A 24,113-nucleotide genomic window follows, 5' to 3' on the forward strand; every position below is an offset into this window, starting at 1 on the left:
TCAGGTTTAGCGCCAAACCGTTAGCTGCTGTCGATAATCATCTTGCGCCTGGCTGGCGCTGACCGGCGTCAGCCATACCTGGGAGCCGGGCAGGCACTGGGCCAGGGCGGTGCAGGCGCTCGGCGTGAGGGCTCCCAGGCGTGGGTAGCCGCCTATTGTCTGACGATCATTCATCAGCACGATAGGCTGACCATCCGGTGGAACCTGCACTGCCCCCAAGGGAATGCCCTCGGAAATAATGCCGGTGAGCGAGCCATGCAAGGCAGGGCCGGTCAGTCGTACGCCCATACGATCGGCGCGATTATCCACTGTCCAGGGTTGGTTGAAAGCTTGGAAAAGGGAGCGGCCGCTGAAGGCGGCGATTTGCGAGCCGAGCACGATGGGTAGGCGGCAGTTTGATGCTGGCATCTGCGGGCCTTGGCCTTCCGCAATACGGCGAACCACCGAAGCGGTGCCTTTCCAGGTCAAGCGGTTGCCCACTTTTAGCGGTTTACCATCTTCGTGCAGGCCGCCCAGTTGCTCGCGGGCGGTGCAGGCGCGACTGCCAAGCACCTCCGGTGCATTTAGCCCGCCAGGAAAGGCGAGATAGGCGCGCAGGCCTTGGCGCGGTTGGCGAAACACTAGGCACTGACCGGGCATTAGCTTGAAGCTGGTATTGGGTGCGAGCGGTTTGCCATCCAACTGAGCGTCTAGATCGGCACCGGTCAAGGCCAGGCGCACTTCGCTTTCGGTTTCAAAACTCAAACCGCCGCCCATCACAATTTCCAACGCGGCGCTGTTTAAGGCGTTGCCGAGTAGCCAGTTGGCCCAGCGAAATGAGATCCAGTCGGCGGCACCGCCCTGGGTAACCCCTAGATGACCAACCCCAAACCGGCCGGCATCCTGAATCAGTGCGAGTGGCCCCGCTTGTTTAACGACCATGGCGTTTTGTTTTTTATTGATGGCGACGTGGCTCATGGGCGCTCCTCCATTGGGGTGGTATCGCCACCGTCCGCTTCAAACTCCGCACGGGAGATCGCTCTAAAGCGCACCTTGTCGCCAGGGCGGAACAGCGGTTCGCCGCGCTTGGCGTATTCGAATAGCGGCACATTGGTACGGCCAAGAATGTTCCAACCACCGGGTGAGAGCAGCGGATAAATCGCGGTTTGCCGATCGGCAATGCCCACACTGCCTGCGGCTACTTTACGGCGCGGTGTTTTTAGGCGCGGCGTCGCTATTGCTTCATCGACTAAGCCCATAAAGCCGTAGCCGGGCGCGAAACCCAGCGCGAAGACACAGTAGTCATGGTTACAGTGCTGCTGTATCAGCTCGTCAACGCTCAAGCCAGCGCGTTTGGCGACCAGAGGCAGTTCGGGACCGACACTTTCGTCATACCACACGGGAATATCGTGTAGCTCACCCGCCTGAGTGTCGGCAGGTTCGAGGCCGGAAAGTGCCTTATTGATCAGACCGAGCGCCTCGGCGTGATTCATTTGCTGGCAGTCGTAATGGACTAGCAGTGTGGTGTAAGAGGGCACTAAATCAATCAAGGCAGCCCCGAAAGCACCGCGCAGCGCTTGGTCGGCGGCGATCACCCAGGCCATGTTGACCTCGTCGATGGTGTCGAAAAGTCTCACCATCAAGGCATCCATGGCGGCGGTTTCAACTCTTCTTTCACTAATGGGATTCACGCCTGCTCCAGCGCCTGAAAGGCCTCGCGAATAGCGCGCACCGCCGCCACCGATTCAGGGTTATCACCGTGAACGCAAAGCGTATCGCAGGCTAGGTGCAGCGGCGTGCCGTCGAGTGCAGTGAGCGGCTCGCCTTTGGCCAGCTTAATGGCCTGATTCACAATGGTGTTCTGGTCGTGGTGCACGGCGTTGGGTAGCCGGCGCGAGGCCAGGTGGCCATTGGCGTCGTAAGCGCGATCGGCAAAGGTTTCGAACCAGAGGGTAATGCCCAGTTTGGCAGCCAGCTCGCGATGTGGTTCGGGGTCAGCAGTCGACATGATCATTAGCGGCAGGCTCGGATCGTAAGCACGCACGGCGCGCATGACGCCTTCGAGCAGCGCCGGGTTGGCGGCCATGTCGTTATAAAGCGCGCCATGAGGTTTGATGTAGCTCAACTGGGTGCCTTCGGCTTGGCAAATGCCCGCCAGGGCGCCTACCTGGTAGAGCACCATGTCTTCAGCCTCTTCCGGCGAGCAGGCCATGGAGCGTCGCCCAAAGCCCATCAAGTCTGGGTAACCAGGGTGGGCGCCAATACGAACGTCATTCTGAACTGCTAGCTTGACGGTGCGGCGCATCACATGAGGATCGGACGCGTGGAAACCACAGGCGATGTTGGCGCAGTCGACGTAAGGCATCGCATCGGCATCTAGGCCGATCGTCCAGTTGCCGAAACTTTCGCCCATATCGCAATTAAGCAGGGGAATGGCCATAGCGACTCCTGTCGTTGATGCTGTGGTTGGCTGAAGCTGATTTGTAATCCACCACCAATATATGAACACGGCAAGCTCAGTGCCAATCGTTTTTGACGATACTAACTATCGGTCACTCCTATCATATTGTTATTTGGTGGAAAAATGGTTGACGCTTGGGCACGATACGCTTATCACAGTAAGGGCGGGGCGTGATAATAGCGTTGGTGGGATAACCCTGCAGGGAGTGGTCTCAAAGTTGCATAGTTAAATAAATATACAGTTACCCGATAGCCAAGGGGTTAGCTCTCTGCAGCCAGCTTTACGTATCAGCACGACGATGCTGATTTATCCCAGAAAGTCATTTGTAGGCGAGTCATTATGCTCGATTTTAAAGAACTGGAGGCGTTTGTATGGGCGGTGAGGCTCGGCTCTTTCCGTAAGGCAGCGACCCGCTTGCACCTTACTCAGCCTTCTGTTTCCGAGCGTATTTCGCGTCTTGAAACCACGGTAGGGGAACTGCTCTTGGAGCGCGCCGCTCGGCCTATCCAGCCCACCATGCGCGGCCGCGAGTTCTTTATGCACGCTGAACGCATGCTGCACCAACGTGATAAGGCGATGAAGCTATTCGATAGTGAAGAGGCGTTTTCTGCACCATTGCGGCTCGGCACAATTGAAACCATCGCTCATAGCTGGTTCCCCGATTTTATGCGCCTGCTCACCGAGCGGTATCCGCGGCTGATTATTGAATTGACGGTTGATTACTCGTCGGTTCTGAATGAGCGGCTGCTGAGTAATGAATTGGATATTGTGCTGGCGATGAATGGCTATTCGCCTCAAAAGCAGATCGAGTACGAGTCGCTGAGCCCTTATGAAATGGGCATGTTCGTTTCCCCGCGGCATGCCAAGCTGCTGAGCGACAGTGCCGAACTGTGGTTTAAGCAACTGCCGTTTATTTCGTTTGGTAAACAGGCGCGCCCCCACTCAGAGTTGGTGCGGTACTTAGCGGAGCAGGGCGTAGCCAGCCCGCGTATTCATTGCGTTAGTACATTAATGACGATTGTGCGTATGACTACCGAAGGGTTGGGAATTGGCGCGCTGCCGGTCGCCACCGTGCTGGAAGAGTGGCAGCGGGGGGAGCTCTACCGCTTGTCACTGCCGGTGCCGTTACCCGCCATGCACTATGATGTGATATGGCGCAACGCTAACCACCCACGCTTTTGTCGGGGCGTTGCTCGGCTGGCACAGGAATGTGCCAGCCGCTATGCCCAGGCGCGCCGTGCCGATATGACAACAACACTTTTCTCTGGGCGCTGGGTACCCAGCAGCGCCTCCTCTGGCACCACCGACGCAACACACCATTAGCTCCATACTATTAATAGAAACAAGAGGGTTTTCACAATGCGCAAGACATTAACTTCCACCCTGCTACTGGCAACAGCCTGCGGTCTGACGGTGACGGCTCACGCGGCTGAGTGGACCATGGCCACGCCGTACGGTGATGCCAGCTTTCATACCCAAAACACCAAGCAGTTTGCCGACGATGTGGCAGAAGCCACTGATGGCGAGCTAACCATTACCGTGCATAGCGGTGGCTCTCTTGTCGCCCATGGGGAGATCAAACCGTCGGTTCGTCGTGGCACCATTGATGCGGGCGAAGTATTCCTCTCCGTGCTTTCCAATGATGACCCCATTTTCGAAGTGGATACTCTGCCCGGTGTGGCAGGCAGCTATGACGATGCCTACGCGCTGTGGGAAGCCACCAAGCCGATGATCACCGAGTTGTTTGCCTATGAAGGGTTGATTCCGCTCTACGCCGTCACTTGGCCTGCGCAAGGTATCTATACCTCTGAACCTCTTACTGACCCCGAGCAGTTTGAAGGCTTGCGCGTTCGTGCACCTAACATCAATACCCAGCGTTTTGTCGATAACCTGGGCGGTAGCCCCACTGAAACCGAAGAGTCTGATATACCCACTGCGTTTAGCACTGGCCGGGTGGATGCCATGATCACCTCAAGCTCTACCGGCAACTCCATGGCGGCGTGGGATTATGTTACCGATTACACCAACGCTAACCTATGGTTGCCGAAAAACATCGTTTTCATCAGCCAGCGCAGTTTCGATGCCCTGGATGAAGCAACCCAGGAAGCACTGATGGAAGCCGCCGCTGAGGCTGAAAAACGTGGTTGGGAGATGAGCCGCGAAGATAACGACGCCAGCTTGGCTGCACTGCAAGAGAACGGTATTTCAGTTTCTGAGCCAAACGAAGCCGTTTCAGAGGCGCTGCAAGCAGCCGGTGACCAGTTGTTTGAAGATTGGCAGTCCCGTGCTGACGACGAAGCCAAGCAGGCGCTGGAAAACTACCGCGAGCAACGCGACAGCTAATCTCCGGCTTCAATGTCTCTTGCAGGGGCGGGGCAACGTCTCCGTCCCTGCTTTTCCCGTGCGCTTCATGAGGCTGCGAACATGACGTTTAAATTCGACAAACTCTATCGCCTGGGGGCTTGGGGTGCGGCGGCGTGCATGGTGGCCATCTGTGCGCTGATAGCGCTTCAGGTGACTTTCCGCCTGGTAGATGCCCTGCTGGTGCTGGTTGGCTTGAGCCGACTAGGCCTGAGTATTACCGGCGTTTCGGAAATTGCTTCATATCTGTTGGTGGGTGCGACCTTTCTGGGCTTGGCCTACACCTTTGTGCATCACGCCCATATTCGCGTGACGCTGTTGATTACTCGGCTGCCACCGGCAATTCGAGTGTGGTTTGAAGTACTCGGCCTGATTATCGCGCTGGCGATCAGCCTGATGCTCAGTTACGGCTTGGTTGGTTTGGCGCGTGAGAGCATTCAATACAATGATGTGTCTTCAGGATTTGTGTCGATTCCGCTCTGGATTCCCCAGCTTGTACTTGCGACCAGCGTAGGGCTTTTGTGCCTGGCGCTGGCTGAAGCACTGTTCATGGCGATCCGTATTGCCATTCGCGACCCTTCAAGTTTTTGCGAAGCGACGGCCCCAGACGAAAGCGAAGGCCGCTAAATGGCGACCTTCACTCACCTGCCCCCTAAATCGGAGAGCTCCTCGTGCTGCTACTAAGTCTCGCCACCATTTTTACGCTTGTGCTGTTACTGGGGAGCGGGGTATGGATCGCCTTTGCGCTGATTGGTACTGCCTGGATAGCACTCGAGTTCTTCAGCTCGTTTTCACCAGCTTCTATCCTGGCCTCTGATTTCTGGGGGGCAAGCTATGGGTGGGACCTTACCGCGCTACCCATGTTTATCTGGATGGGCGAGATACTCTTTCGGTCGGGGCTCGCCGATAATATGTTCCGCGGCCTGTCGCCCTGGTTAAACCGCCTACCGGGGCGTTTACTGCATACCAATATTATTGGCAGCGGCATGTTTGCAGCGGTGTGCGGCTCTTCGGCTGCCACCTGCGCAACGGTAGGCAAGATGACCCTGCCTGAGCTCGAACGGCGTGGCTACGACAGCAATATGGCGATTGGAACGCTGGCTAGTGCTTCGACGCTAGGGCTGCTGATTCCGCCTTCCATTGTGCTGATTGTTTATGGCGTGGTCACCGAGCAGTCGATCTCCAGACTGTTTATGGCGGGTATTGGCCCAGGCTTGATGATCCTGGCGATGTTCATGAGCTATCTCATTTTGTGGGCGCTATTGAAAGGCAACCGCGAAGGCCTGACCGGTGAAGATGAGTCAGACATGAGTTTTGGCGAAAAGCTGCGCAACACCTGGTCGCTGGTGCCCATTCTGCTGCTGATCGGCGGCATCATCTTCTCGATCTATGGCGGCTTGGCGTCACCCACGGAGGCGGCAGCGGTCGGTGTGGTGCTGTCGATCGTGATTGCCCGCTTCAATGGTCACTTTGACCGCGAGATCTTCAAGAGCTCGCTGTTTGCCGCTGTGCGTACTGCCTGCATGATCGCCTTCATCATTGCGGGGGCGTCTTTCCTGACCTCGGCCATGGGCTTTACTCAGGTACCGATGAAGCTGGCGCAGGCGATTGGTGAAATGGGGCTTTCACCCACCATGCTGCTGATCGCGCTCACCTTGCTGCTGCTGATCATGGGCTGCTTCCTCGACGGTATTTCGCTGATTCTGCTGGTCACGGCGATTATCATGCCGCTGGTGAGTGCCGCAGGGTTTGACCTCATCTGGTTTGGCATCTATCTGGTCATCGTCGTCGAAATGTCGCAGATTACGCCGCCCGTTGGCTTCAACCTGTTCGTGATTCAGGGGCTGACAGGGAAGGATATCCTGACCATTACCAAGGCCACGCTGCCGTTCTTCCTGCTGATGCTGTTGGCGATTGCCTTGATGCATCTCTTTCCCGGCATTGCTCTCTACCTGCCCCAGGCGATGACCCATTAACGGCCACTATCGACCACATTTAACCATCCAGGCGGCTGTCATGCAGGCCTGGATGGTTAACGGGTGCTTCATTGTGGCTGCGCTTCGAGCTAAGCTGAAGAAAAAGCGGGAATAGGTGGCTCCACCAATGCGCACGAGGAATAACGCGACAGAGATATTTCGCCAGTTGGCAGAAGGGATGGGGCATAGTGGAAGTCCTGGCTTTTATGCCACGCTGGTCGAACGATTGGCAAACTTGGTGGGCGTTGACCATGTGCTGGTGGCCGATGTTACTCAGCTGCATCAGGCTGAGACGTTAGCGGTCTGGTCCAATGGGCGTTTGCTTAGCAATGTTACTTATCCGCTGGCGGGGACTCCTTGCGAAACCGCGATAAACAGTGAATTTTGTCTTTATGCGCATGATGTCCAATTGCGCTTTCCAGACGATAAGCTACTTGGCGAACTCGGCGCCGAGAGTTATCTGGGGCGCCCCCTCTACGCTGCCGATGGCGCGCTGATTGGCCTGCTGGCGGTGCTCAAGAACTCTCCTATGCAGTTGGATGAGCTAGCCAATGAAATTTTGCAAATTGCTGCCGCCCAGGCCGGAGCGGAGCTAGGCCGCCAAAAAGCAGAGCAGGCATTAAGAGCAAGCGAAGAAGTCGCACGGGAGAGTGAGCGACGCCTGGATACGCTGCTAAACCACTTGCCTGGCATGGCCTACCGTTGCTTCAATGACCGTGACTGGACCATGCAGGTGGTAAGCCAAGGGGCCGAGGCGCTGACCGGGTACCGCCCGGATGAGTTGCAAGGTAACCGGGTGACCAGCTTCGCCGCGTTGATTCATCCTGATGATCAGGAAAAACTCTTCGACGAGGTGCAGTTGGCCATTGCCAGCAAGCGGCCTTACCGGGTGGTGTATCGGTTAAAGCATCGCGACGGGGGGAGACGTTGGATGTGGGAGCAGGGCCAGGCTGTTATGAATCCTGATGGTGAGATTGTCTGCCTGGAAGGCTTTATCTCGGATGTGACCGACCAGCAAGAGTCGCAACGGGTACAAAACGCCGTGCTTCAGGTTGCCTCGACGGTCACGACGCGGGTGGGTGACGGTTATTTTCAGCAGCTGATTGCCACTCTGGTCGAGGTGCTGGAAGCCGACGCAGGCTTCATTGCACTACTGCATACCTCCCCTCAGGACGAGGAAAAAGAGTATGGCCAGGCAACCACGGTTAGCATGGTGGTCAGTGGCGAACAGCGTGAGCAGCACGCTTTCGCACTGCGCGGCTCGCCTAGCGAGCAGGTGGTGCTGGAGCGTGAAGCGGTGATACATGACGGGCCGCCGCTGCTGTTAGGGGGCACGCAGCTACTGGTCAGGGCATGGATTGGTCGTCGCTTAGATAACGCCAACGGCGAGGCAATTGGCGTGATGATGGTGTTTTACCGCCAACCGCTGACGACTAATGCGTTCGCTACCTCAGTGTTGCAAATCCTTTCTACTGGCGCCGCGGCAGAGCTTGAACGCCGCCGGGACCACCGTCATATGCATCAGTTGGCCTACACGGATAGCACTACCGGGCTACCTAACCGTACCCGCTTCATGGAGCTGTTAGCGCAGATGTGGCAAGAGGCCCACTATACTGGGCAGGGGCTTTCGCTGCTGCTATTGGATATTCGTCGCTTTAAAGAAGTGAATGACCTGCACGGCCACCAAGTAGGTGACCAACTACTGGTATCAGTGGCGGACCGCTTGCAGAAGATCAGCCACGCCTATGGCCCACTGGCGCGTTTATCCGGTGATGAGTTTGCCATGCTGGTGGCCGACGCCGATATCAGAAACATAAATGCTCTCGTCGAGCAGTTGCGCTCAGCTGTGACTCAGCCGCTGCAGCTGGAGCGCCGTGTGTTTAACCTTGATGTCAGCATTGGCTATGCCCGTTATCCCCACGATGTGACGCAAGCGAGTGAGCTGTTCAATGCCACTAGTATTGCGCTTCACCACGCCAAACGCCGCGACAACAGTACCTGCCCCTATACCCAAGCAATGCATCACGCGCTACAGCGCCGCCAGCGGATGACCGAGCGGCTCAGCGTGGCGATCAGCGAAAACCAGTTGGAACTCTACTTTCAGCCCCAGGTAGACCTTGCCAGCGGGCAGCTGACAGGTGCTGAGGCTCTCTGCCGCTGGCATGACGCGGAGTGGGGGTGGGTGAGTCCCAGTGAGTTTATTCCTTTGGCCGAAGAGCGTGGCCTGATTCGTGCCCTGGGCGATTGGGTACTGGAGGAGTCTGCCAGGCAACTGATGGCATGGCGCCAACAGTGCGCCATGCCACTGCCCGGCAGGTTGTCGATCAACATTTCCGCTCAGCAGTTCGCCGACCCACAGCTTACCCACCACATTGCGCACCTCACGGCGGGAGTTTCCCCGAGCGCGATTGCGCTGGAACTCACCGAAAGCGATTTTATGCGCGACCCTGATCAGGCGGTGGAGATTACCCACACCATGCGGCAAGCGGGCTATGCACTCTCCATCGACGATTTTGGCACGGGGTATTCGTCACTCTCTTATTTGCGGCGCTTTGCCGCCGACGCGCTGAAAATCGATATCTCCTTTGTGCGTGAAATGCTCGATAATCGCCACGACCGCACCATCGTGCAAACCATTATTGCCATGGCGCAAGCGCTAGAGATGAAAACAGTGGCGGAGGGGGTTGAGACCCACGAGCAAGCAAATCTACTAGCCGAAATGGGCTGTAATGAAGCGCAAGGCTACTGGTTTGGGCGGCCGCTACCGGCCGATGATTTTGCCGCAGCGTGGTTGAACAAGTAGCCACGCAATATCACCGCCAGCGTCATCGTCTTGTCATCACCTTTGGCATACCCTACGCGCCGCCAACCCGCGATGAAAGGAGTGCTCCCATGCGCCTGGCCCTGTTTGATCTTGATGACACCCTCCTGGATGGAGACTGCAGCGACCGCTGGAATTTATGGATGATAGAGCAAGGTTGGATCAGCGATGCCGAGACCTTCATGGCGCGTGCCGAGCAGATGCAGCGGACTTATCATGCGGGCAAGCTAAAGCTCGAAGAGTATCTAGCCATGACCCTGGCGCCGCTGCGCGGGCGCCGGGTAACGGATGTTCAAAAAGAGGTCGAGCGGTTTGTCGCCACGCACCTTCTGCCGCGTATTTTTGAACAAGCCTGGGTCTGCCTGGAAGCGCATCGTAAAGCTGGCGATACCCTGCTGCTGATTTCCGCCTCGTCACGTCATTTGGTCGAGCCGATTGCAACCACCCTGGGCATTGAACATGTGCTGGCGGTAGAGTTAAGCGTGGAGCACGGTATCAATGAAGATGCGCGCTATACCGGCGGCAGTGAGGGAATTTTTTCTTATCGCGGCGGCAAGGTGCTGCGCTTAAAACAGTGGCTGATCGAACAGCAGGTCACCCCTAGTCACACGACTTTCTACTCAGACTCCCGCAACGACCTCCCACTGCTGCAGTATGTGGATTGCCCTGTGGCGGTTAACCCTGATCCGGTACTGGCTGAGGTAGCTAGCGTTGAAGGGTGGCGGCGCTTAGACTGGCGGGCGCCAGCGCCTGTGAGCGCTTCGTCGCCCAACGCTCTGCCAGGAAAATCGGCGCATGTCTGATGCCTACTACCTACAACTGACCGAACAGCTTCGCTCGTTAATCGACATCAACGCCACCCAGTGGGAAGGCAAACTACCCGCTGAACGGGTGCTGGCGGAACGCTTTGCCACCACTCGCGTCACCCTGCGCCAGGCGCTGGCGCAGCTGGAGGGCGAGGGGTTGATCCACCGCAGCAACCGGCGCGGGTGGTTTATTTCCCCCGCCCGCTTGGTCTATGACCCTACCCGAGACGCAGGCTTCAACGACTATGTGCGTGCCCAGGGACGACGGCCACGCACTGCTGTCCTGAAACTGGAAACCTGCTCCCATCTGCCCGCTGCACGCGCGCTGGGCCTGCCGGATGACCAGCCGTTTCACCATATTCGCCGCCGCCGCTATGTGGACGACCGCGCCGTGCTGGTGGAGTCGCTGTGGGTGGTGCCGAATTGTGCCCCGGAATTGCTCGACATCTACGCTGGGCAGTCGCTGTGGGGGCTGTTGCGGGAGCGCTGGGGGCATTACCTGGCCAACCGCTCTATCCGCATGGTGTCTGAAGCGCTATCACCAAGGGATGCCGAAGAGTTGCTGGTGGCGCCAGGCACCGCCGGGTTGAACATTAACCGCGCCATTCTGGACGATCAGCAGCGCCCCATTGAATATGACGAAGAGCATTGGCTGCACGACTCTTTGTGCATCAGCGTGGAGCTATCCGGCCAGCAATGATTGGTGCAGACATCACAACTTAAAAAATCGGTCAAACAAGCGTCATTGCACTGTCATTTAACAACGGCAAACTTCTGGTCTATACCAACCAGCCAGGAGGTCACCATCATGATGCCACGCCGTTTGTTCCCTTCCACGTTACTAGCGAGTGCCGCTGCGCTTGCTTCCACTGTCCTTGCTTCCAATGCGCTGGCCACTGAATTAACGGTGTACACCGCCGTTGAGTCGGATGACCTGCAAAAATACGCTGAACGCTTTAATGCCGCCCACCCGGATATCGAGATTAACTGGGTGCGTGATTCCACCGGGGTGATTACCGCTCGCTTGTTGGCGGAAAAAGATAATCCTCAAGCGGATGTAATTTGGGGATTGGCCGCCACTAGCCTGCTAGTGCTGGAAGAGGAGGGTATGCTGGAGCGTTACGCCCCTGAGGGCGTGGACAACCTCGACCCGAAATTTGTCGATGCCGCCTACCGGGACGGCGAAGACCCGGCATGGGTGGGCATGGACGCCTGGGTAGCGGCCATTTGCTACAACACCATTGAGGGCGAACGCCAGGGCGTGCCGATGCCGACCTCCTGGGAAGACCTGACTAAGCCTGAGTTTGAAGGCCATGTCATTATGCCCAACCCCAACTCGTCGGGTACCGGCTATCTGGATGTGGCCAGCTGGCTGCAGCTGTGGGACGAAGAGCAGGGCTGGGACTATATGGATCGCCTGCATAACAATATTTCCCGCTACACCCATTCGGGTTCCGCGCCCTGCAGCTTGGCAGCCACCGGTGAAACTGTAGTGGGTGTGTCCTTTGCCTTCCGCGGTGCGCGCCTGAAGTCCCAGGGAGCGCCTATTGAGGTCGTCTTCCCAGAAGAGGGCCTGGGCTGGGATATGGAAGCATCCGCGATTGTCGCGGGTACCGACAAGCAGGAAGCTGCGCAAACGCTCATGGATTGGTCAATCTCCCGCGAGGCCAACGAGCTGTATAACGAAGGCTATGCGGTCGTGGCTTATCCCGGTGTTGCCCAGCCCATTGAAAACTATCCCGTCGATATTACTGATCGCATGATCGACGCTGATTTCCAGTGGGCGGCAGTGAACCGCGAGCGTGTGTTGACCGAATGGCAGCGTCGCTACGACGGCAAAACCGAACAATAAGCTGTGATCAGTTGCCCCGGCTCCGGCCGGGGCTTGGAGATGTTATGCCCCCGACAATGACATCGCCGCTATCGGTATCCACAGCGGCGACCCCTCGCGCAACCACCACGCATCTCAGTATTGATGGTGTCAGCAAGCGCTTCGGCAGCTTTACCGCGCTGGATAATATTGCGCTTGAGATTCAAGAAGGCGAGTTTGTCTGTTTTCTAGGGCCCTCGGGCTGCGGCAAAACCACCTTGCTGCGCACGATTGCCGGGCTCACCCGCCAGAGTGCGGGCAGGCTGACTCAGCGTGGGAAGGATATTTCCATGCTTCCACCGCAAGCGCGGGACTTTGGCATTGTATTTCAGTCCTATGCGTTGTTTCCCAACCTGACGGTGTTTAATAACGTGGCTTACGGGCTGCGCAACCGTCGGGTAGAGCGCGCGCGTATTAATGACCGCGTCGCTGAATTACTTGCATTGGTGAACCTAACCGGCAGTGAAGCGAAGTATCCGGCGGCGCTTTCCGGCGGCCAGCAGCAGCGAGTGGCGCTGGCCCGGGCGTTAGCCACAGAGCCAGGCTTGCTGTTGCTTGATGAGCCGCTCTCGGCGCTGGATGCCCGGGTGCGCGGTCATCTGCGCAGCCAAATCAAAGCTTTGCAGGCGCGGTTAGGAGTGACCACCATCATGGTCACCCACGACCAGGAAGAAGCGCTGACCATGGCCGACCGCATTGTGGTGATGAACCACGGTGTGATCGAACAGGTGGGCACCCCGGCCGCGATTTACCATCAGCCCGCCAGTGCGTTCGTGGCTTCCTTTATTGGTAGCATGAACTTCCTGGAAGTGACCGCCCAGGCCAATCGCCAAGCGCTTTTGGGCAACACTCCCTGTGCCTGCCTGCCGCACACTATAGCAGTGGGCCAAGCTGCTCAGCTGGCTATTCGGCCTGAAGCGGTAGCCCTTAGCCTTCAAGCAAGGGCACTTAAGCACCAAGCAGGGGCGCTAAACGGGGAGGTGGTCTCCATCGAGTTTTTAGGCGCCTTTCAACGAGTCACGCTGCGCCTGCCGGAAGATCACCAAACGCTGATAGCCGACGTGCCTAGCCGTGATAGCAGTAAACTTAGCCTGTATGTAGGGCAGTTGCTGGCGATTCACCTGCCTGCTGAGGCCGCCCGACTCTACGCGGCCGGGAGTAGTCAGCAATGATGGCCGAGTCTTTAATAAAAGCGGCGACCAAACCGTCCCTGGAGTCGCTGATCCGCTTGTTGGTGTTACTCGCTGGCGTTGCCTTGCTAGTGGTCGGGCTATTGTTCCCGCTGGTGACCATGCTGCTCAAAAGCCTGCAAGACCGCGCTGGCGATTTTATTGGCTTGGCTAACTTTGCTCACTACTTTCAAACCCCCGCGCTGGTGAACTCGATTGCCAACTCGTTGCGGGTGGCGCTGATGACCACCGGCGTGGTGGTTGGATTGGCGTTTCTATGTGCTTACGGGATCACCCGCACCTGCATGCCGGGCAAACGGCTGTTTAGGATGCTGGCGATTCTGCCCATTCTGGCCCCGTCGCTGCTGCCTGCCATAAGCCTAGTGTACTTATTCGGTAATCAGGGATTTCTGCGCGAGGTGCTGGCAGGTCAGTCGATTTATGGCCCCATCGGTATTGTCATGGGCATGAGCTTCTGGATATTTCCCCACGCGCTAATGCTGCTGACCACTGCGCTGACCAACAGTGATGCGCGGCTCTACGAAGCGGCCGAAGCACTGGGCACCCCCAAGTGGCGTACGTTTTTGACCATTACGCTGCCCGGCGTGCGCTACGGGCTGATTTCCTGCCTGTTTGTGGTGTTTACCCTGGCGATTACCGATTTTGGCGTGCCGAAAATCATCGGCGGCCAGTTCAGTGTGCTGGCCACGGACGTTTACCGCCAGGTGGTTGGGCAGCAGAACTTTCAGATGGGTGCGGTGGTCAGCGTGATTTTGCTGCTGCCAGCGGTGCTCTCGTTTATCGTGGACCGTTGGATACAGCGCCGCCAGGTAGCGCAACTTTCGGCCCGGGCGGTGCCATGGCAGCCTACGCTGAGCCCGCTGCGGGATTGGGTCTTCGCGCTACTCTGCTATGCAGTGGCGGGGGCCATTGTGCTAGTGATCGGCACGGCGGTGTATGCGTCGCTGGTGCAGTTCTGGCCCTACAACTTATCGATCACCTTTGAGCACTATACCTTCCAAGGCATGGCCGACGGCGGCTGGGGGGCATGGTTCAACTCCCTCAAGCTGGCGTTTAGCGTCGCGTTGGTGGGCACCCTGGTGATCTTTTTCAACGCCTGGCTGATCGAAAAGAGCGAAGGCTTTCGCCCGCTGCGCCAGGGGCTGCACTTTATGGCCATGCTGCCCATGGCGGTACCGGGTATGGTATTGGGCCTTGCCTATATCTTCTTTTTCAACCAGGCGGGTAACCCGTTGAACTGGCTGTACGGCACGATGATGCTTTTAGTGCTCAATACCCTGGTGCATTTCTATACGGTCTGTCACCTCACTTCAGTCACCGCGCTCAAGCAACTCGACCCTGAGTTTGAAGCTGTGGGGGCTTCACTTAAAGTGCCGTTCTGGACGACCTTCTACCGGGTGACGCTGCCGGTGTCGCTGCCCGCAGTGCTGGATATCTCGGTTTACCTGTTCGTCAATGCGATGACTACCGTCTCTGCAGTGGTGTTTCTCTATAACAGCGATACCCGGCTGGCCTCAGTGGCGGTGCTGCATCTGGATGAAGCGGGCTACTTTGCCAGCGCGGCGGCCATGGCGGTGCTGATTTTCCTCACTTCACTGGTGGTGAAGTTGCTGCATGCTGCATTGACCCACGTTTTGTTAAATAACGCCCAGCGCTGGCGTCAAGCGACCTAGACGACCGCTGCGCTTGCGATTAAAGTGTTTAAAATATCTGGTATAGACCAAAATGATCAGTCAAATGAATAAAGACGTAAAAGAGCCCTATCTACTGACGCCAGGGCCGCTGACTACCTCTTACGCGACCAAAGCCGCCATGCTGCGCGACTGGGGCTCCTGGGACGATGACTTTAACCAGGTCACTGCCGACATTCGTAGCCAGTTGCTTGCTATGGCGGAAGCCGCAAGCGATGAGTACGCCTGCGTGCCCATGCAGGGTAGCGGCACTTTCGCCGTGGAGAGCGCGCTGGCTTGCGCCACCGATCCGGACGGCAAAGTGTTGGTGCTGACGAATGGTGCCTACGGCAAGCGTGCGGCGCAGTTGCTTCAGATGATGGGCCGTCGCTACGTGACGCTGGATAAGGGCGACTATCTGCCGCCCCAGCCCAATGAGGTGGCGGCGTTGCTTCAGCAGGACCCAGAGGTTACGGCGGTATTTCTGGTGCACTGCGAAACCAGCTCCGGCATCTTGAATCCGCTGGACGCCATCGCCGAGGTGGTGCACGCCAGAGGCAAAACGCTGATCGTGGATGCGATGAGTTCTTTTGGCGGCATCCCCATTAGTCTTTCAAAAACGCCCATCGACGTGCTGGTCTCTTCGGCCAACAAGTGTATTGAGGGCGTGCCGGGCTTTGGTTTTGTGATTATTCATAAAGCGCTGCTTGAAGCAGGCAAGGGGCGCGCCCACTCGCTGAGCCTGGATCTGCACGCCCAGTGGGCGTATATGGAACGCACCGGCCAGTGGCGCTTTACCCCGCCGACCCATACCGTGGTGGCCTTTCAGGCCGCGCTAGCCCAACACCGGGAAGAGGGCGGGGTATCGGGGCGCTGCGCGCGCTATACCCGCAATCGTGATGCGTTGGTAAACGGCATGCGAGCGCTAGGCTTCAGCACGCTGTTAGAAGACGAGTGGCTATCGCCGATCATCACCACCTTTTTAAGCCCCGCTGACCCAGCGTTTGAGTTTAACGCTTTCTACGCGGCGCTAAAGGCGCGCGGGTTTTTGATCTACCCCGGCAAGCTGACCGAAGTGGAGAGTTTTCGTATCGGCTGCATTGGCCAGCTAGGCACCACGGTGATCGCGGAACTGCTAAGCGCCATTCAAAACACACTTACCGAGATGGGCGTTAGCCTTTTACCACACCTATCTTCACAATCAGGGAGCGCCTAATGCAGTATCAATCTCCCCAATGCCTTCAGGCGGTTATCTGCGACTGGGCGGGCACGCTGGTCGACTTTGGCTCCTTTGCACCGACCCAGATATTTGTCGAAGCATTTTCTGAGCTGGACGTAGCGATTAGCTTGGAAGAAGCGCGCGGCCCCATGGGTATGGGCAAGTGGGATCATATTCGGACACTCTGCAATCACCCGGACATCGCCGAACGCTTTGTTCAGGCGGTAGGCCACGCGCCTGCTGATAACGATGTAACGGCGCTTTACGAGCGCTTTATGCCGCTGCAGATTGCCAAAATTGCCGACCACTCGGCGGTGATTCCCGGCGCGCTCGACACCTTAACTACGCTGCGCGCCCAGGGGCTGAAAATCGGTTCCTGCTCCGGCTACCCGGCGGTGGTAATGGAAAAAGTGGTGGCCTTGGCCATCGACAATGGTCTGCAAGTCGATCACGTAGTAGCCACCGATGAGGTGCCCAATGGTCGCCCGCATCCTGCTCAGGCGCTGGCCAATGTGGTTGCCCTAGGCGTTAGCGATGTGGCGGCCTGCGTGAAAGTGGACGACACCACGCCGGGCATTCTTGAAGGGCGCAGTGCGGGGATGTGGACAGTGGCGCTTACCTGTTCGGGCAATGCGCTGGGGTTAACCTTTGAGCAGTATCAGGCGCTAAGCGATGCCGAGCGCGAAGCCTCTCACGATCAGGTGAGCGCCCAGTTTGCTCCCTCAGGGCCGCACTACTGCATTCCGACCATTGCCGAGCTGCCCAACGTAATAGATGACATTAATGCTCGCCTTCAACAAGGAGAGCGTCCTTGAGCCCAGCCGCGCTTGCGCTAGTGCTGGTGTCGGTGTGTATGCACGCCGGATGGAATGTGTTGGGCAAACGCAATGCGCCTTCGCTGTCTTCCTTTACCCTTGCCTACGGCGCGGGTGGGTTGGTGATGCTCCCGCTGGTGTTGCTTGGGCCCTCACTCGCGGCGTTACCAAATTCCTTTTGGGGCTGGCTGGCACTCTCTGGACTATGTCAGATGCTCTATATGGGCGGCTTGGCCTGGGCCTATGCACGTGGGGAGGTGAGCGTGCTTTATCCCATCGCCCGGGCACTTCCGGTGGTGCTGGTGCCTCTGGTCTCCATCGCGCTGCTGGGCAGCCACGTGTTGGATGCCTGGGACGGTCTGGGAATGGCATTGGTCGTGGCTGGTGCGCTCTGCCTGCCGCTTAGTCATTCGCAGGCGCGCAGGTTGTCGACCTATCTAACACCGGCCATGGGGTTTGCGTTGCTGGCGGCGGCGGGGACGGTGGGTTATTCGCTGATCGATAAACAGGCGCTGGGGCTGATGCAGGGGGCAGGGCACAGCGGGTTAACCGCCGGGGCGGTGTTTATGGTGCTGCAGGCGGTGATGACGCTGACCTGGGCAATACCGCTGCTGGCGCTGTTGCCCGCAGAGCGCCGCCGCCTGCCCGCGCTTCGTCGGCAGGGCCTGCCCATGCTAGTCGCCACTGGCCTGATGATGACCTGCACCTACGGTCTCGTGCTCATGGCCATGGCGCTCACCGATGAAGTGAGCTACGTGGTCGCACTGCGTCAGCTCTCAATTCCGGTGGGCGTCTTGATGGGCGTACTATGGCTAAAAGAGCCTGCTTCCAGGGCAAAAGCCATTGGCACGTTGGTGATGTTGGCGGGGTTGATCATAGTGGCGTTGTAAGCAGCACCACCTTTTTAGGCCGCTTCACTCTAATCTAGCGCCCCTGGGTTAGAGTGCCTGCCAAACCAAGTTGATACCCACCAAGAACATGGCCAGGATAACTAAGCGGTAAAACAGCTTTTCATTGACTCGGCTTTGCAGCCAAAGGCCGTTACGCACGCCGATCCAGGCCACTGGCACTAGCAGCAGCGAGGCCCAGGCACTGGTCATATTAACTTCGCCAAGCCACACATATGGGCCCAGTTTGATGGTGTTGACTACTGCGTAAGTGATCGTGCAGGTGGCAATAAAGGTCTCTTTGGAGAGCTTGCGCGGCATTAGATACATGTTCATTGGCGGCGCGCCCGCGTGGGCAATGAAACTGGTAAACCCACAAACGCTTGCCGCAGGCAGCGCCCAGCGGCTGGAAATCGGCTTTTTAGCGACAGGTTTTAGCAGCATATAAGCGGCGAACACGACGGATAGAATTCCCAATGCCAAGCGCACGCCTTGCTCGCTCAAGCTGCCAAATAGCACTGTTCCCACCGCCACGCCGATGAACAAGCCTGGCACAAAGCGCCACACTTCCGCATTCGACTGCTTGCCCCACCACGCCTTCACCGCAAACACGTCCATCACCAGCAGCAGCGGAAGCAGTAGCCCTGCCGCTTGGGTTGGGCTAATCGCTAGTGCCATTAACGGCACCGAGAGTGTTCCGAAACCACCTGCAAAGCCGCCTTTTGATACGCCGGTTAGATAAACGGAAAACACGATCAACAGCCAGGCAATCACGGTATAGTCGGGGAGCATGGTCGCCTCAAGATATTCAAAAAAGTGAACCACAAAAAAGCCCCGCATTAGCGGGGCTCGTTAGCATAACATTAGATAAACGTTAGCGGGCGAAGTGTCGATCTATCCAGCGTTCATCAGCCATTCGTGGTCGGGGTCGTTGTGAAATTTCCATGCCCGCTTGGGCCCCGCCATCACATTTAAGTAGTAGAGCGAGTAGCCATGGGAGGCGCCCACCGGATGGTAACCCTTGGGGACCAACACGCAGCAGCCGTTTTCCACCGCCATGGTTTCATCAAGGCTGCGGTCATCAGTGTAAACGCGCTGGAAGGCGAACCCTTGTTCAGGGTTAATGCGGTGGTAGTAGGTCTCTTCCAGATGTGATTCGTGGGGTAAGTTATCCACATCGTGTTTGTGGGGCGGGTAGCTCGACCAATTGCCCGCGGGTGTGAATACTTCAACCACTAGTAGACTATCTGCGGGCTCGGTTTCCGGCAGAATATCGTGAACATGGCGGGTGTTGGTGCCCTGGCCACGGGTGCTTTGCTTGATGTTGTCAGGCGTGATGAGCCGTGGGGCATGGTTGCCATGCCCAGGGGCGGCGCACACCGCTAGCTCTAAGTCTGTAGTCGCTTCCACCGCGTAGCTAACATGGTCAGGCAGGTAAACCGCATAGGGCGGGATCTGTTCAAAGATATCCATGCGCTGGCCGATATCTTCAAAGCGGTGCTCGCCGCAGGTTACCGTGGCGCGACCGGTGAGCAGCACCAGGCAGATTTCCTGATCATCGCTGCTGGCCTCCAGGCGTTGGCCCTTGGCGAGTTTATGCACCCGAAAGCCAACGTGCATCCAGCCAGCCGATTCAGGGGTCACGTCAATCACGGTGCCTTGGGCATCTGGGGCGGTGGGGCGTACCAGTAGGGAAGCCATATGTCGCTCCTTCTGATGGTTAGCTGCTCTGTTGGCAGCTAACCGTTTACGATATGAAGGGTCTCCACAGACCCGTTTGCGTCTGTTTAGATCGAGGCGTCGAGCAGAATTTTGCGACCTTCACGCAATGAAAGCTCCGCTGCATCGGCTAAGCGCAACGCCTCTAGGCCATCCTGGGCACCTGCGAGTGGCGCACGTTTCTCCTTCCATGCGGCGACAAAGTCGCCAATTTCCAGTTGGTAGGCTTGGGCATAGCGCTCCAGGAAGAACCACTTGGGTTTGTCTTCCACTTGGCCTGCTTCACCGGTGAAGCGCAGCCGGGTGTCGCTCTCATTTTGGGCCTGCAGCATGCCTTGGCTGCCAAAGGCTTCGATACGCTGATCGTAGCCGTAGCAGGCACGTCGTGAGTTGCTGATCTGGCAAAGCTTTCCGCTGGCCGTGGTGAGGGTGACCATGGCGGTATCTACGTCTCCCGCTTCGCCGATCGCTGGGTCGATGATGCTACTGCCGACGGCAAAGACGCTTTCAATTGGTTCATCGAGTAGCCAGCGAGCCATGTCGAAATCATGAATCATCATGTCTCGAAACAGGCCGCCGGACTCAGCCACGTACTCGGCAGGCGGGGGAGAGGGGTCGCGGCTGATGATCGTCAGCGTTTCCAGCGCGCCAATACGCCCTTGGGTGACGGCCTGTTTAAGTGCCGCAAACTGAGGATCGTGGCGACGGTTAAAGCCTAACGCGCAGGTCACCGGATGTTCACTGAGTACCTGCAGAGCATCTCGTGTGCGGGCTAAATCCAGGGCGATGGGTTTTTCGCACAGAACAGCCTTGCCCGCGCGGGCGGCACGCTCCAGATACTCCGCGTGAGTAGGCGTGCTTGAAGCAATCAGTACGGCGTCAATGGTGTCATCCGCGAAGATTTCATCCACCGAAGCAGCCCGACTGGCGTACTGCTCGGCCAACGCTTCTGCGGCAGGCTGATGAAAATCGGCCACGGCGGCCAGGGTAACGTTTGGGTGTGAATAAATGGCCTGGGCATGCACCTTGCCGATGCGTCCTGCGCCGATGAGTGCGAGTTTCATAAGCTCTCCTATTTTGTTTTTGCTGTTGGCTTGCTTCTGGTGTTTAGGCCTTGCGCTTTTTGTCTTGGCCTTTTTCTTTGTCGCGTGTTTTGTCTTGCCGCACACCCAGAGCAATTGCCAGGGCTTGGGTCAAGCACAGTGACGCGGTCAAACTGCGGAAACTTTTCACTTCGGCTTCGTTGACAACGAAGGTTACATCCGCGAAACGGGCCAGCGGGCTGAGGTTCGAATCGGTAATCACCACAATAGGTAAGCCACGCTGATGGGCGTCTTCGCAGGCTTTTTGGCTCTCTTCTGCATAGGGGGAGAAACTGATGGTCATTAGGACGTCGTGTTGGCTCATAGCGCGCAGTTGCTCGCCGTACATTCCTCCCAAACCATTGACCAGCAACGCAGGTTTATCCACATGCGCGAGGGCATAGGTCATGTAACTCGCGACCATGAAACTTCGCCGGGCGCCCATCACATGAATCGCATGCGCCTTTTCAAAAATATCCAGCGCCTTCTCTAGGCTCTCTGGATCGATACGGCTGGGTAGCTGCTCCAAAACAGCGCGATTGGCGTCGGCGAACTCCCACAACAGCTGGGTGCTATCCGGTGTTTCACCGGTGGCGCTGCGTACCGCGCGAATCCGCTCTGTGTAGTTAGGCAATTCGTCGACTAAGCGGCTGCGAAACAGCTGCTGCATTTCGGAAAAACCCTTAAAGCCCAAGCTATTGGCCAAGCGGATTAAGGTGGATGGAGTGACATCTGCCTGCTCAGCAATTTTGGCCACGGTTGCCAGAGCAACCTCCTGGGGGTGATCAAGCACAAAACGCGCGGTTTGCTGTAAGCGTTTGCTTAGCGTGGCGTACTCGGCGGTGATCAGCGTTTCCAGCTCGCGGTAGCTTTGTGGTGGCTGTGGCATACAAATTCCTTCGCGTTAACTCATGTACCACTCATTCACTCATGTACGCCTGGGTAGTAGCGCTGAACAAAGTGGCTGGTTGTTGTGCAGTCTAGTTGATTGGAATAAATATTCCATTTATACCAAAGTATAGAATAAATAATTTGCAATAATTGCTATTTGGAACCTATATTCCATAGCGCCAAGGCATTTAATGCCACTTCCCTACCAACAACGATAACGTTATGAGGAATTATTTATGGCACGTCTATCTCAATGGCTTCTAGCCTCTGCCGCCACCACGGCGTTAATGGCAGGTGGCGCACAAGCACAAGAGCAGGAACAAGAAGAGAGCCGTTTCGTCATGGTGACCCATGGTGTTCCCTCTGATCCTTTCTGGTCCGTGGTGAAAAACGGCGCAGAGGCAGCCGCTGATCTCGTAGGTGCAGAGCTGGAGTACCGTCCACCTTTGACATGGCCAAGATGCAACAGCTCGTACAAGCGGCGGTAGCGTCTCAACCAGACGGTTTGATCCTTTCTTTCACCGACGAAAATGCCCTGGGTGGCGCTGTTCAAAATGCTGTCGATAACGGCATTCCAGTGATCACCATTAACTCCGGCGGCGACGTGGCAAGGGATTATGGTGCCCGGCTGCACATTGGGCAGAGTGAATACGAGGCGGGCAAACAGGCCGCCGAGCGCATGCAGGAACTGGGCGTCGAGAAAGGCGTCTGCGTTAACCATGAGCAAGGCAACCAGGGACTTGATCAGCGCTGTGATGGATTTGTAGAGGGCTTTGACGGCAATGCTGAGCAGCTAGCGACCACCTACGACCCCACCAACATTCGCAATGCCATTATCGCTTACCTCAACGAGAACAGTGACGTGCGTGGTGTACTGACCTTGGGCGCATTGGCCGCTGATCCGATGATTCGGGCCATGCGTGAACAGGGGGCAACCGATATGTTCACCCTCGGCACCTTTGATCTTTCACCCGGCATTTTGGAGGCCTTGGATGCGGGTGAGTTGGACTTCGCGATCGACCAACAGCAGTACATGCAGGGCTACTTGCCCGTCATGTTCCTAGATCAGTTCGTCAAGAACGGACTGCTACCCGCAGGGGATGTTGCCACCGGCCCAGGGTTTGTCACTCAAGAAAACGCTGCACAGGTTATTGAGCTGAGTAGTCAGGGCATCCGTTGATAACTACCTAATCGGAAAAGGCTCGGCGGTGTCGAGCCTTGGGAGTCGGTCACCATGAATTCCACTGAAACGAAACAATCGGTTGCGCCAGCAGCGGCTGATCAAGATGAGCGTATCCAGAGAGTCTCTTTCTGGAAGAAAGCGCTTAATCGCCCAGAACTGGGGGCTTTGGCCGGTGCCGTGTTGGTGCTTGCCTTTTTTATCGCTGCTTCCAGCGGCACTGGGATGTTTACCCCAGCGGGTATTATTAATTTCCTTGAAGTCGCCGCTCAGCTCGGCATTATCGCCACGGCGGCTGCGTTGCTGATGATCGGCGGAGAGTTTGATCTTTCGATAGGTTCGATGATTGGCTTGGCAGGCATTCTGATTGCCATCCCTGCGGTGGAGTATGGCTGGCCGCTGTGGGCCGCAATTTTATTGGCGTTCGCCTGTGCGGGCCTGGTGGGCTGGATTAACGGTAATCTGGTCAATAAAACGGGGTTGCCGTCATTTATCGTTACCCTGGGCTTCCTGTTCATTCTGCGTGGTTTGGCTATCGGTACTAGCCGGTTGTTGACGGGACGTACTCAGGTGGGGGGCGTTCAGGATCATATCCCCGGCGATTGGTTCGCGGCGCTTTTCTCTGGAGAAGTCGCTACGGGCCTATTTAGTTGGATGGCGGCAAATGGCTGGATGGCAACCAACTTTGCAGGCAACCCCACGGTCACCGGTATTCCCGTTTCGATTGTCTGGTGGCTGGGCTTAACCGCTGTAGCGACTTGGGTGCTGCTGTGCACGCCTTACGGCAACTGGATCTTCGCCAGCGGTGGCGATGCCAATGCGGCGCGCAATTCGGGCGTCCCCGTCCACCGCGTCAAGATTTCACTGTTCATGTTCACCGCTTTCTCCGCCACCATCTTTGCCTGCATACAGGTTATGGATACCGGTTCGGCGGACACCATTCGTGGCCTGTTAAAAGAGCTGGAAGCCATTATTGCCGTAGTAATCGGTGGCGCTTTGCTAACCGGTGGTTATGGCTCCGCTATAGGTGCCGCACTGGGGGCGCTGATCTTCGGCATGGTGCAAATGGGCATCTTTTACACCGGTGTTAATACCGACTGGTTCCAGGTCTTCCTGGGCGTGATGTTGCTGGTGGCGGTGCTATTCAACAATTACATGCGCAAAAAGGCGATGGAGGCTAAATAAC

Annotated in this window: 23 protein-coding genes; 16 read left to right on the top strand and 7 right to left on the bottom strand. The window is 57.1% G+C overall.

Going from position 1 to position 24,113, the window contains the following annotated elements; all coding sequences use genetic code 11:
* Positions 1-6 precede the first annotated feature (6 nt).
* The 3 genes from KO116_RS02770 to KO116_RS02780 are packed head-to-tail and all read right to left on the bottom strand — an operon-like array spanning position 7 to position 2,419.
* Positions 7-957: a biotin-dependent carboxyltransferase family protein gene (locus KO116_RS02770; RefSeq protein WP_035560625.1), complete on the bottom strand. Its 951-nt coding sequence runs from the start codon at positions 955-957 to the stop codon at positions 7-9.
* A complete protein-coding gene (gene pxpB / locus KO116_RS02775) occupies positions 954-1,631 on the bottom strand; it encodes a 5-oxoprolinase subunit PxpB (protein WP_035560931.1) in 678 nt (225 codons plus the stop codon). The genes KO116_RS02770 and pxpB overlap by 4 nt, the downstream gene beginning before the upstream one ends.
* A 35-nt stretch (positions 1,632-1,666) precedes the next feature.
* Positions 1,667-2,419, bottom strand: coding sequence for a 5-oxoprolinase subunit PxpA (locus KO116_RS02780; RefSeq protein WP_035560627.1), 753 nt, complete (start codon positions 2,417-2,419; stop codon positions 1,667-1,669).
* 360 nt (positions 2,420-2,779) lie between these two features.
* Between KO116_RS02780 and KO116_RS02785 the strand changes: the two genes are divergently transcribed.
* From KO116_RS02785 to KO116_RS02845, 13 genes are all read left to right on the top strand, one after another.
* Positions 2,780-3,763 carry a LysR family transcriptional regulator gene (locus KO116_RS02785; protein ID WP_035560631.1) on the top strand — a complete coding sequence of 328 codons (984 nt, stop codon included), beginning with the start codon at positions 2,780-2,782 and terminating at the stop codon, positions 3,761-3,763.
* A gap of 36 nt (positions 3,764-3,799) precedes the next feature.
* On the top strand, positions 3,800-4,783 hold the full coding sequence (locus tag KO116_RS02790) for a TRAP transporter substrate-binding protein (protein WP_035560634.1): 984 nt from the start codon (positions 3,800-3,802) through the stop codon (positions 4,781-4,783).
* An 81-nt stretch (positions 4,784-4,864) separates the two neighbouring features.
* Positions 4,865-5,428 (top strand): TRAP transporter small permease, encoded by a 564-nt coding sequence (locus KO116_RS02795; RefSeq protein WP_035560637.1) that lies wholly within the window; start codon positions 4,865-4,867, stop codon positions 5,426-5,428.
* A gap of 44 nt (positions 5,429-5,472) precedes the next feature.
* Positions 5,473-6,777: a TRAP transporter large permease gene (locus KO116_RS02800; RefSeq protein ID WP_035560640.1), complete on the top strand. Its 1,305-nt coding sequence runs from the start codon at positions 5,473-5,475 to the stop codon at positions 6,775-6,777.
* Between the two features lie 127 nt (positions 6,778-6,904).
* The gene (locus KO116_RS02805) at positions 6,905-9,580 is read left to right on the top strand and encodes an EAL domain-containing protein (RefSeq protein ID WP_035560643.1); all 2,676 of its coding nucleotides are present in this window, start codon (positions 6,905-6,907) and stop codon (positions 9,578-9,580) included.
* Positions 9,581-9,669: 89 nt separating this feature from the next.
* On the top strand, positions 9,670-10,401 hold the full coding sequence (locus KO116_RS02810; protein ID WP_035560645.1) for an HAD family hydrolase: 732 nt from the start codon (positions 9,670-9,672) through the stop codon (positions 10,399-10,401).
* Positions 10,394-11,104, top strand: a complete 711-nt coding sequence (locus KO116_RS02815) for a UTRA domain-containing protein (RefSeq protein WP_035560648.1) — start codon at positions 10,394-10,396, stop codon at positions 11,102-11,104. Before KO116_RS02810 ends, KO116_RS02815 begins: the two co-directional genes overlap by 8 nt.
* A gap of 108 nt (positions 11,105-11,212) precedes the next feature.
* Positions 11,213-12,256, top strand: a complete 1,044-nt coding sequence (locus KO116_RS02820; protein WP_035560649.1) for a putative 2-aminoethylphosphonate ABC transporter substrate-binding protein — start codon at positions 11,213-11,215, stop codon at positions 12,254-12,256.
* A 44-nt stretch (positions 12,257-12,300) separates the two neighbouring features.
* Positions 12,301-13,446 (top strand): putative 2-aminoethylphosphonate ABC transporter ATP-binding protein, encoded by a 1,146-nt coding sequence (locus KO116_RS02825; protein WP_035560652.1) that lies wholly within the window; start codon positions 12,301-12,303, stop codon positions 13,444-13,446.
* The gene (locus KO116_RS02830) at positions 13,443-15,137 is read left to right on the top strand and encodes a putative 2-aminoethylphosphonate ABC transporter permease subunit (protein ID WP_035560655.1); all 1,695 of its coding nucleotides are present in this window, start codon (positions 13,443-13,445) and stop codon (positions 15,135-15,137) included. Before KO116_RS02825 ends, KO116_RS02830 begins: the two co-directional genes overlap by 4 nt.
* Before the next feature lie 64 nt (positions 15,138-15,201).
* Positions 15,202-16,350 carry a 2-aminoethylphosphonate--pyruvate transaminase gene (locus KO116_RS02835; protein ID WP_045812056.1) on the top strand — a complete coding sequence of 383 codons (1,149 nt, stop codon included), beginning with the start codon at positions 15,202-15,204 and terminating at the stop codon, positions 16,348-16,350.
* Positions 16,350-17,168: a phosphonoacetaldehyde hydrolase gene (gene phnX, locus KO116_RS02840; RefSeq protein ID WP_035560663.1), complete on the top strand. Its 819-nt coding sequence runs from the start codon at positions 16,350-16,352 to the stop codon at positions 17,166-17,168. Before KO116_RS02835 ends, phnX begins: the two co-directional genes overlap by 1 nt.
* Positions 17,165-18,058, top strand: a complete 894-nt coding sequence (locus KO116_RS02845; RefSeq protein ID WP_035560666.1) for an EamA family transporter — start codon at positions 17,165-17,167, stop codon at positions 18,056-18,058. The genes phnX and KO116_RS02845 overlap by 4 nt, the downstream gene beginning before the upstream one ends.
* Before the next feature lie 48 nt (positions 18,059-18,106).
* Here KO116_RS02845 and KO116_RS02850 read toward each other — a convergent pair whose 3' ends face one another.
* From KO116_RS02850 to KO116_RS02865, 4 genes are all read right to left on the bottom strand, one after another.
* Positions 18,107-18,847 carry a sulfite exporter TauE/SafE family protein gene (locus KO116_RS02850; RefSeq protein ID WP_035560934.1) on the bottom strand — a complete coding sequence of 247 codons (741 nt, stop codon included), beginning with the start codon at positions 18,845-18,847 and terminating at the stop codon, positions 18,107-18,109.
* A 102-nt stretch (positions 18,848-18,949) separates the two neighbouring features.
* The gene (gene iolB / locus KO116_RS02855; RefSeq protein WP_035560671.1) at positions 18,950-19,756 is read right to left on the bottom strand and encodes a 5-deoxy-glucuronate isomerase; all 807 of its coding nucleotides are present in this window, start codon (positions 19,754-19,756) and stop codon (positions 18,950-18,952) included.
* An 86-nt stretch (positions 19,757-19,842) separates the two neighbouring features.
* A complete protein-coding gene (gene iolG, locus KO116_RS02860; RefSeq protein WP_035560674.1) occupies positions 19,843-20,838 on the bottom strand; it encodes an inositol 2-dehydrogenase in 996 nt (331 codons plus the stop codon).
* Between the two features lie 43 nt (positions 20,839-20,881).
* The gene (locus KO116_RS02865) at positions 20,882-21,745 is read right to left on the bottom strand and encodes a MurR/RpiR family transcriptional regulator (protein WP_035560676.1); all 864 of its coding nucleotides are present in this window, start codon (positions 21,743-21,745) and stop codon (positions 20,882-20,884) included.
* Between the two features lie 238 nt (positions 21,746-21,983).
* Here KO116_RS02865 and KO116_RS25625 point away from each other — a divergent pair, with 238 nt between their 5' ends.
* From KO116_RS25625 to KO116_RS02875, 3 genes are read left to right on the top strand one after another with little or no spacing between them, the layout of a single operon-like run.
* On the top strand, positions 21,984-22,235 hold the full coding sequence (locus KO116_RS25625; protein ID WP_235272489.1) for a hypothetical protein: 252 nt from the start codon (positions 21,984-21,986) through the stop codon (positions 22,233-22,235).
* Positions 22,208-22,927 (top strand): substrate-binding domain-containing protein, encoded by a 720-nt coding sequence (locus tag KO116_RS02870; protein ID WP_235272491.1) that lies wholly within the window; start codon positions 22,208-22,210, stop codon positions 22,925-22,927. The genes KO116_RS25625 and KO116_RS02870 overlap by 28 nt, the downstream gene beginning before the upstream one ends.
* A 54-nt stretch (positions 22,928-22,981) precedes the next feature.
* Positions 22,982-24,112 (top strand): ABC transporter permease, encoded by a 1,131-nt coding sequence (locus KO116_RS02875; RefSeq protein ID WP_035560679.1) that lies wholly within the window; start codon positions 22,982-22,984, stop codon positions 24,110-24,112.
* Position 24,113: the final 1 nt, after the last annotated feature.

The sequence above is a fragment of the Halomonas sp. KO116 genome, from assembly GCF_000734975.2.
GTDB classification, from domain to species: domain Bacteria; phylum Pseudomonadota; class Gammaproteobacteria; order Pseudomonadales; family Halomonadaceae; genus Vreelandella; species Vreelandella glaciei.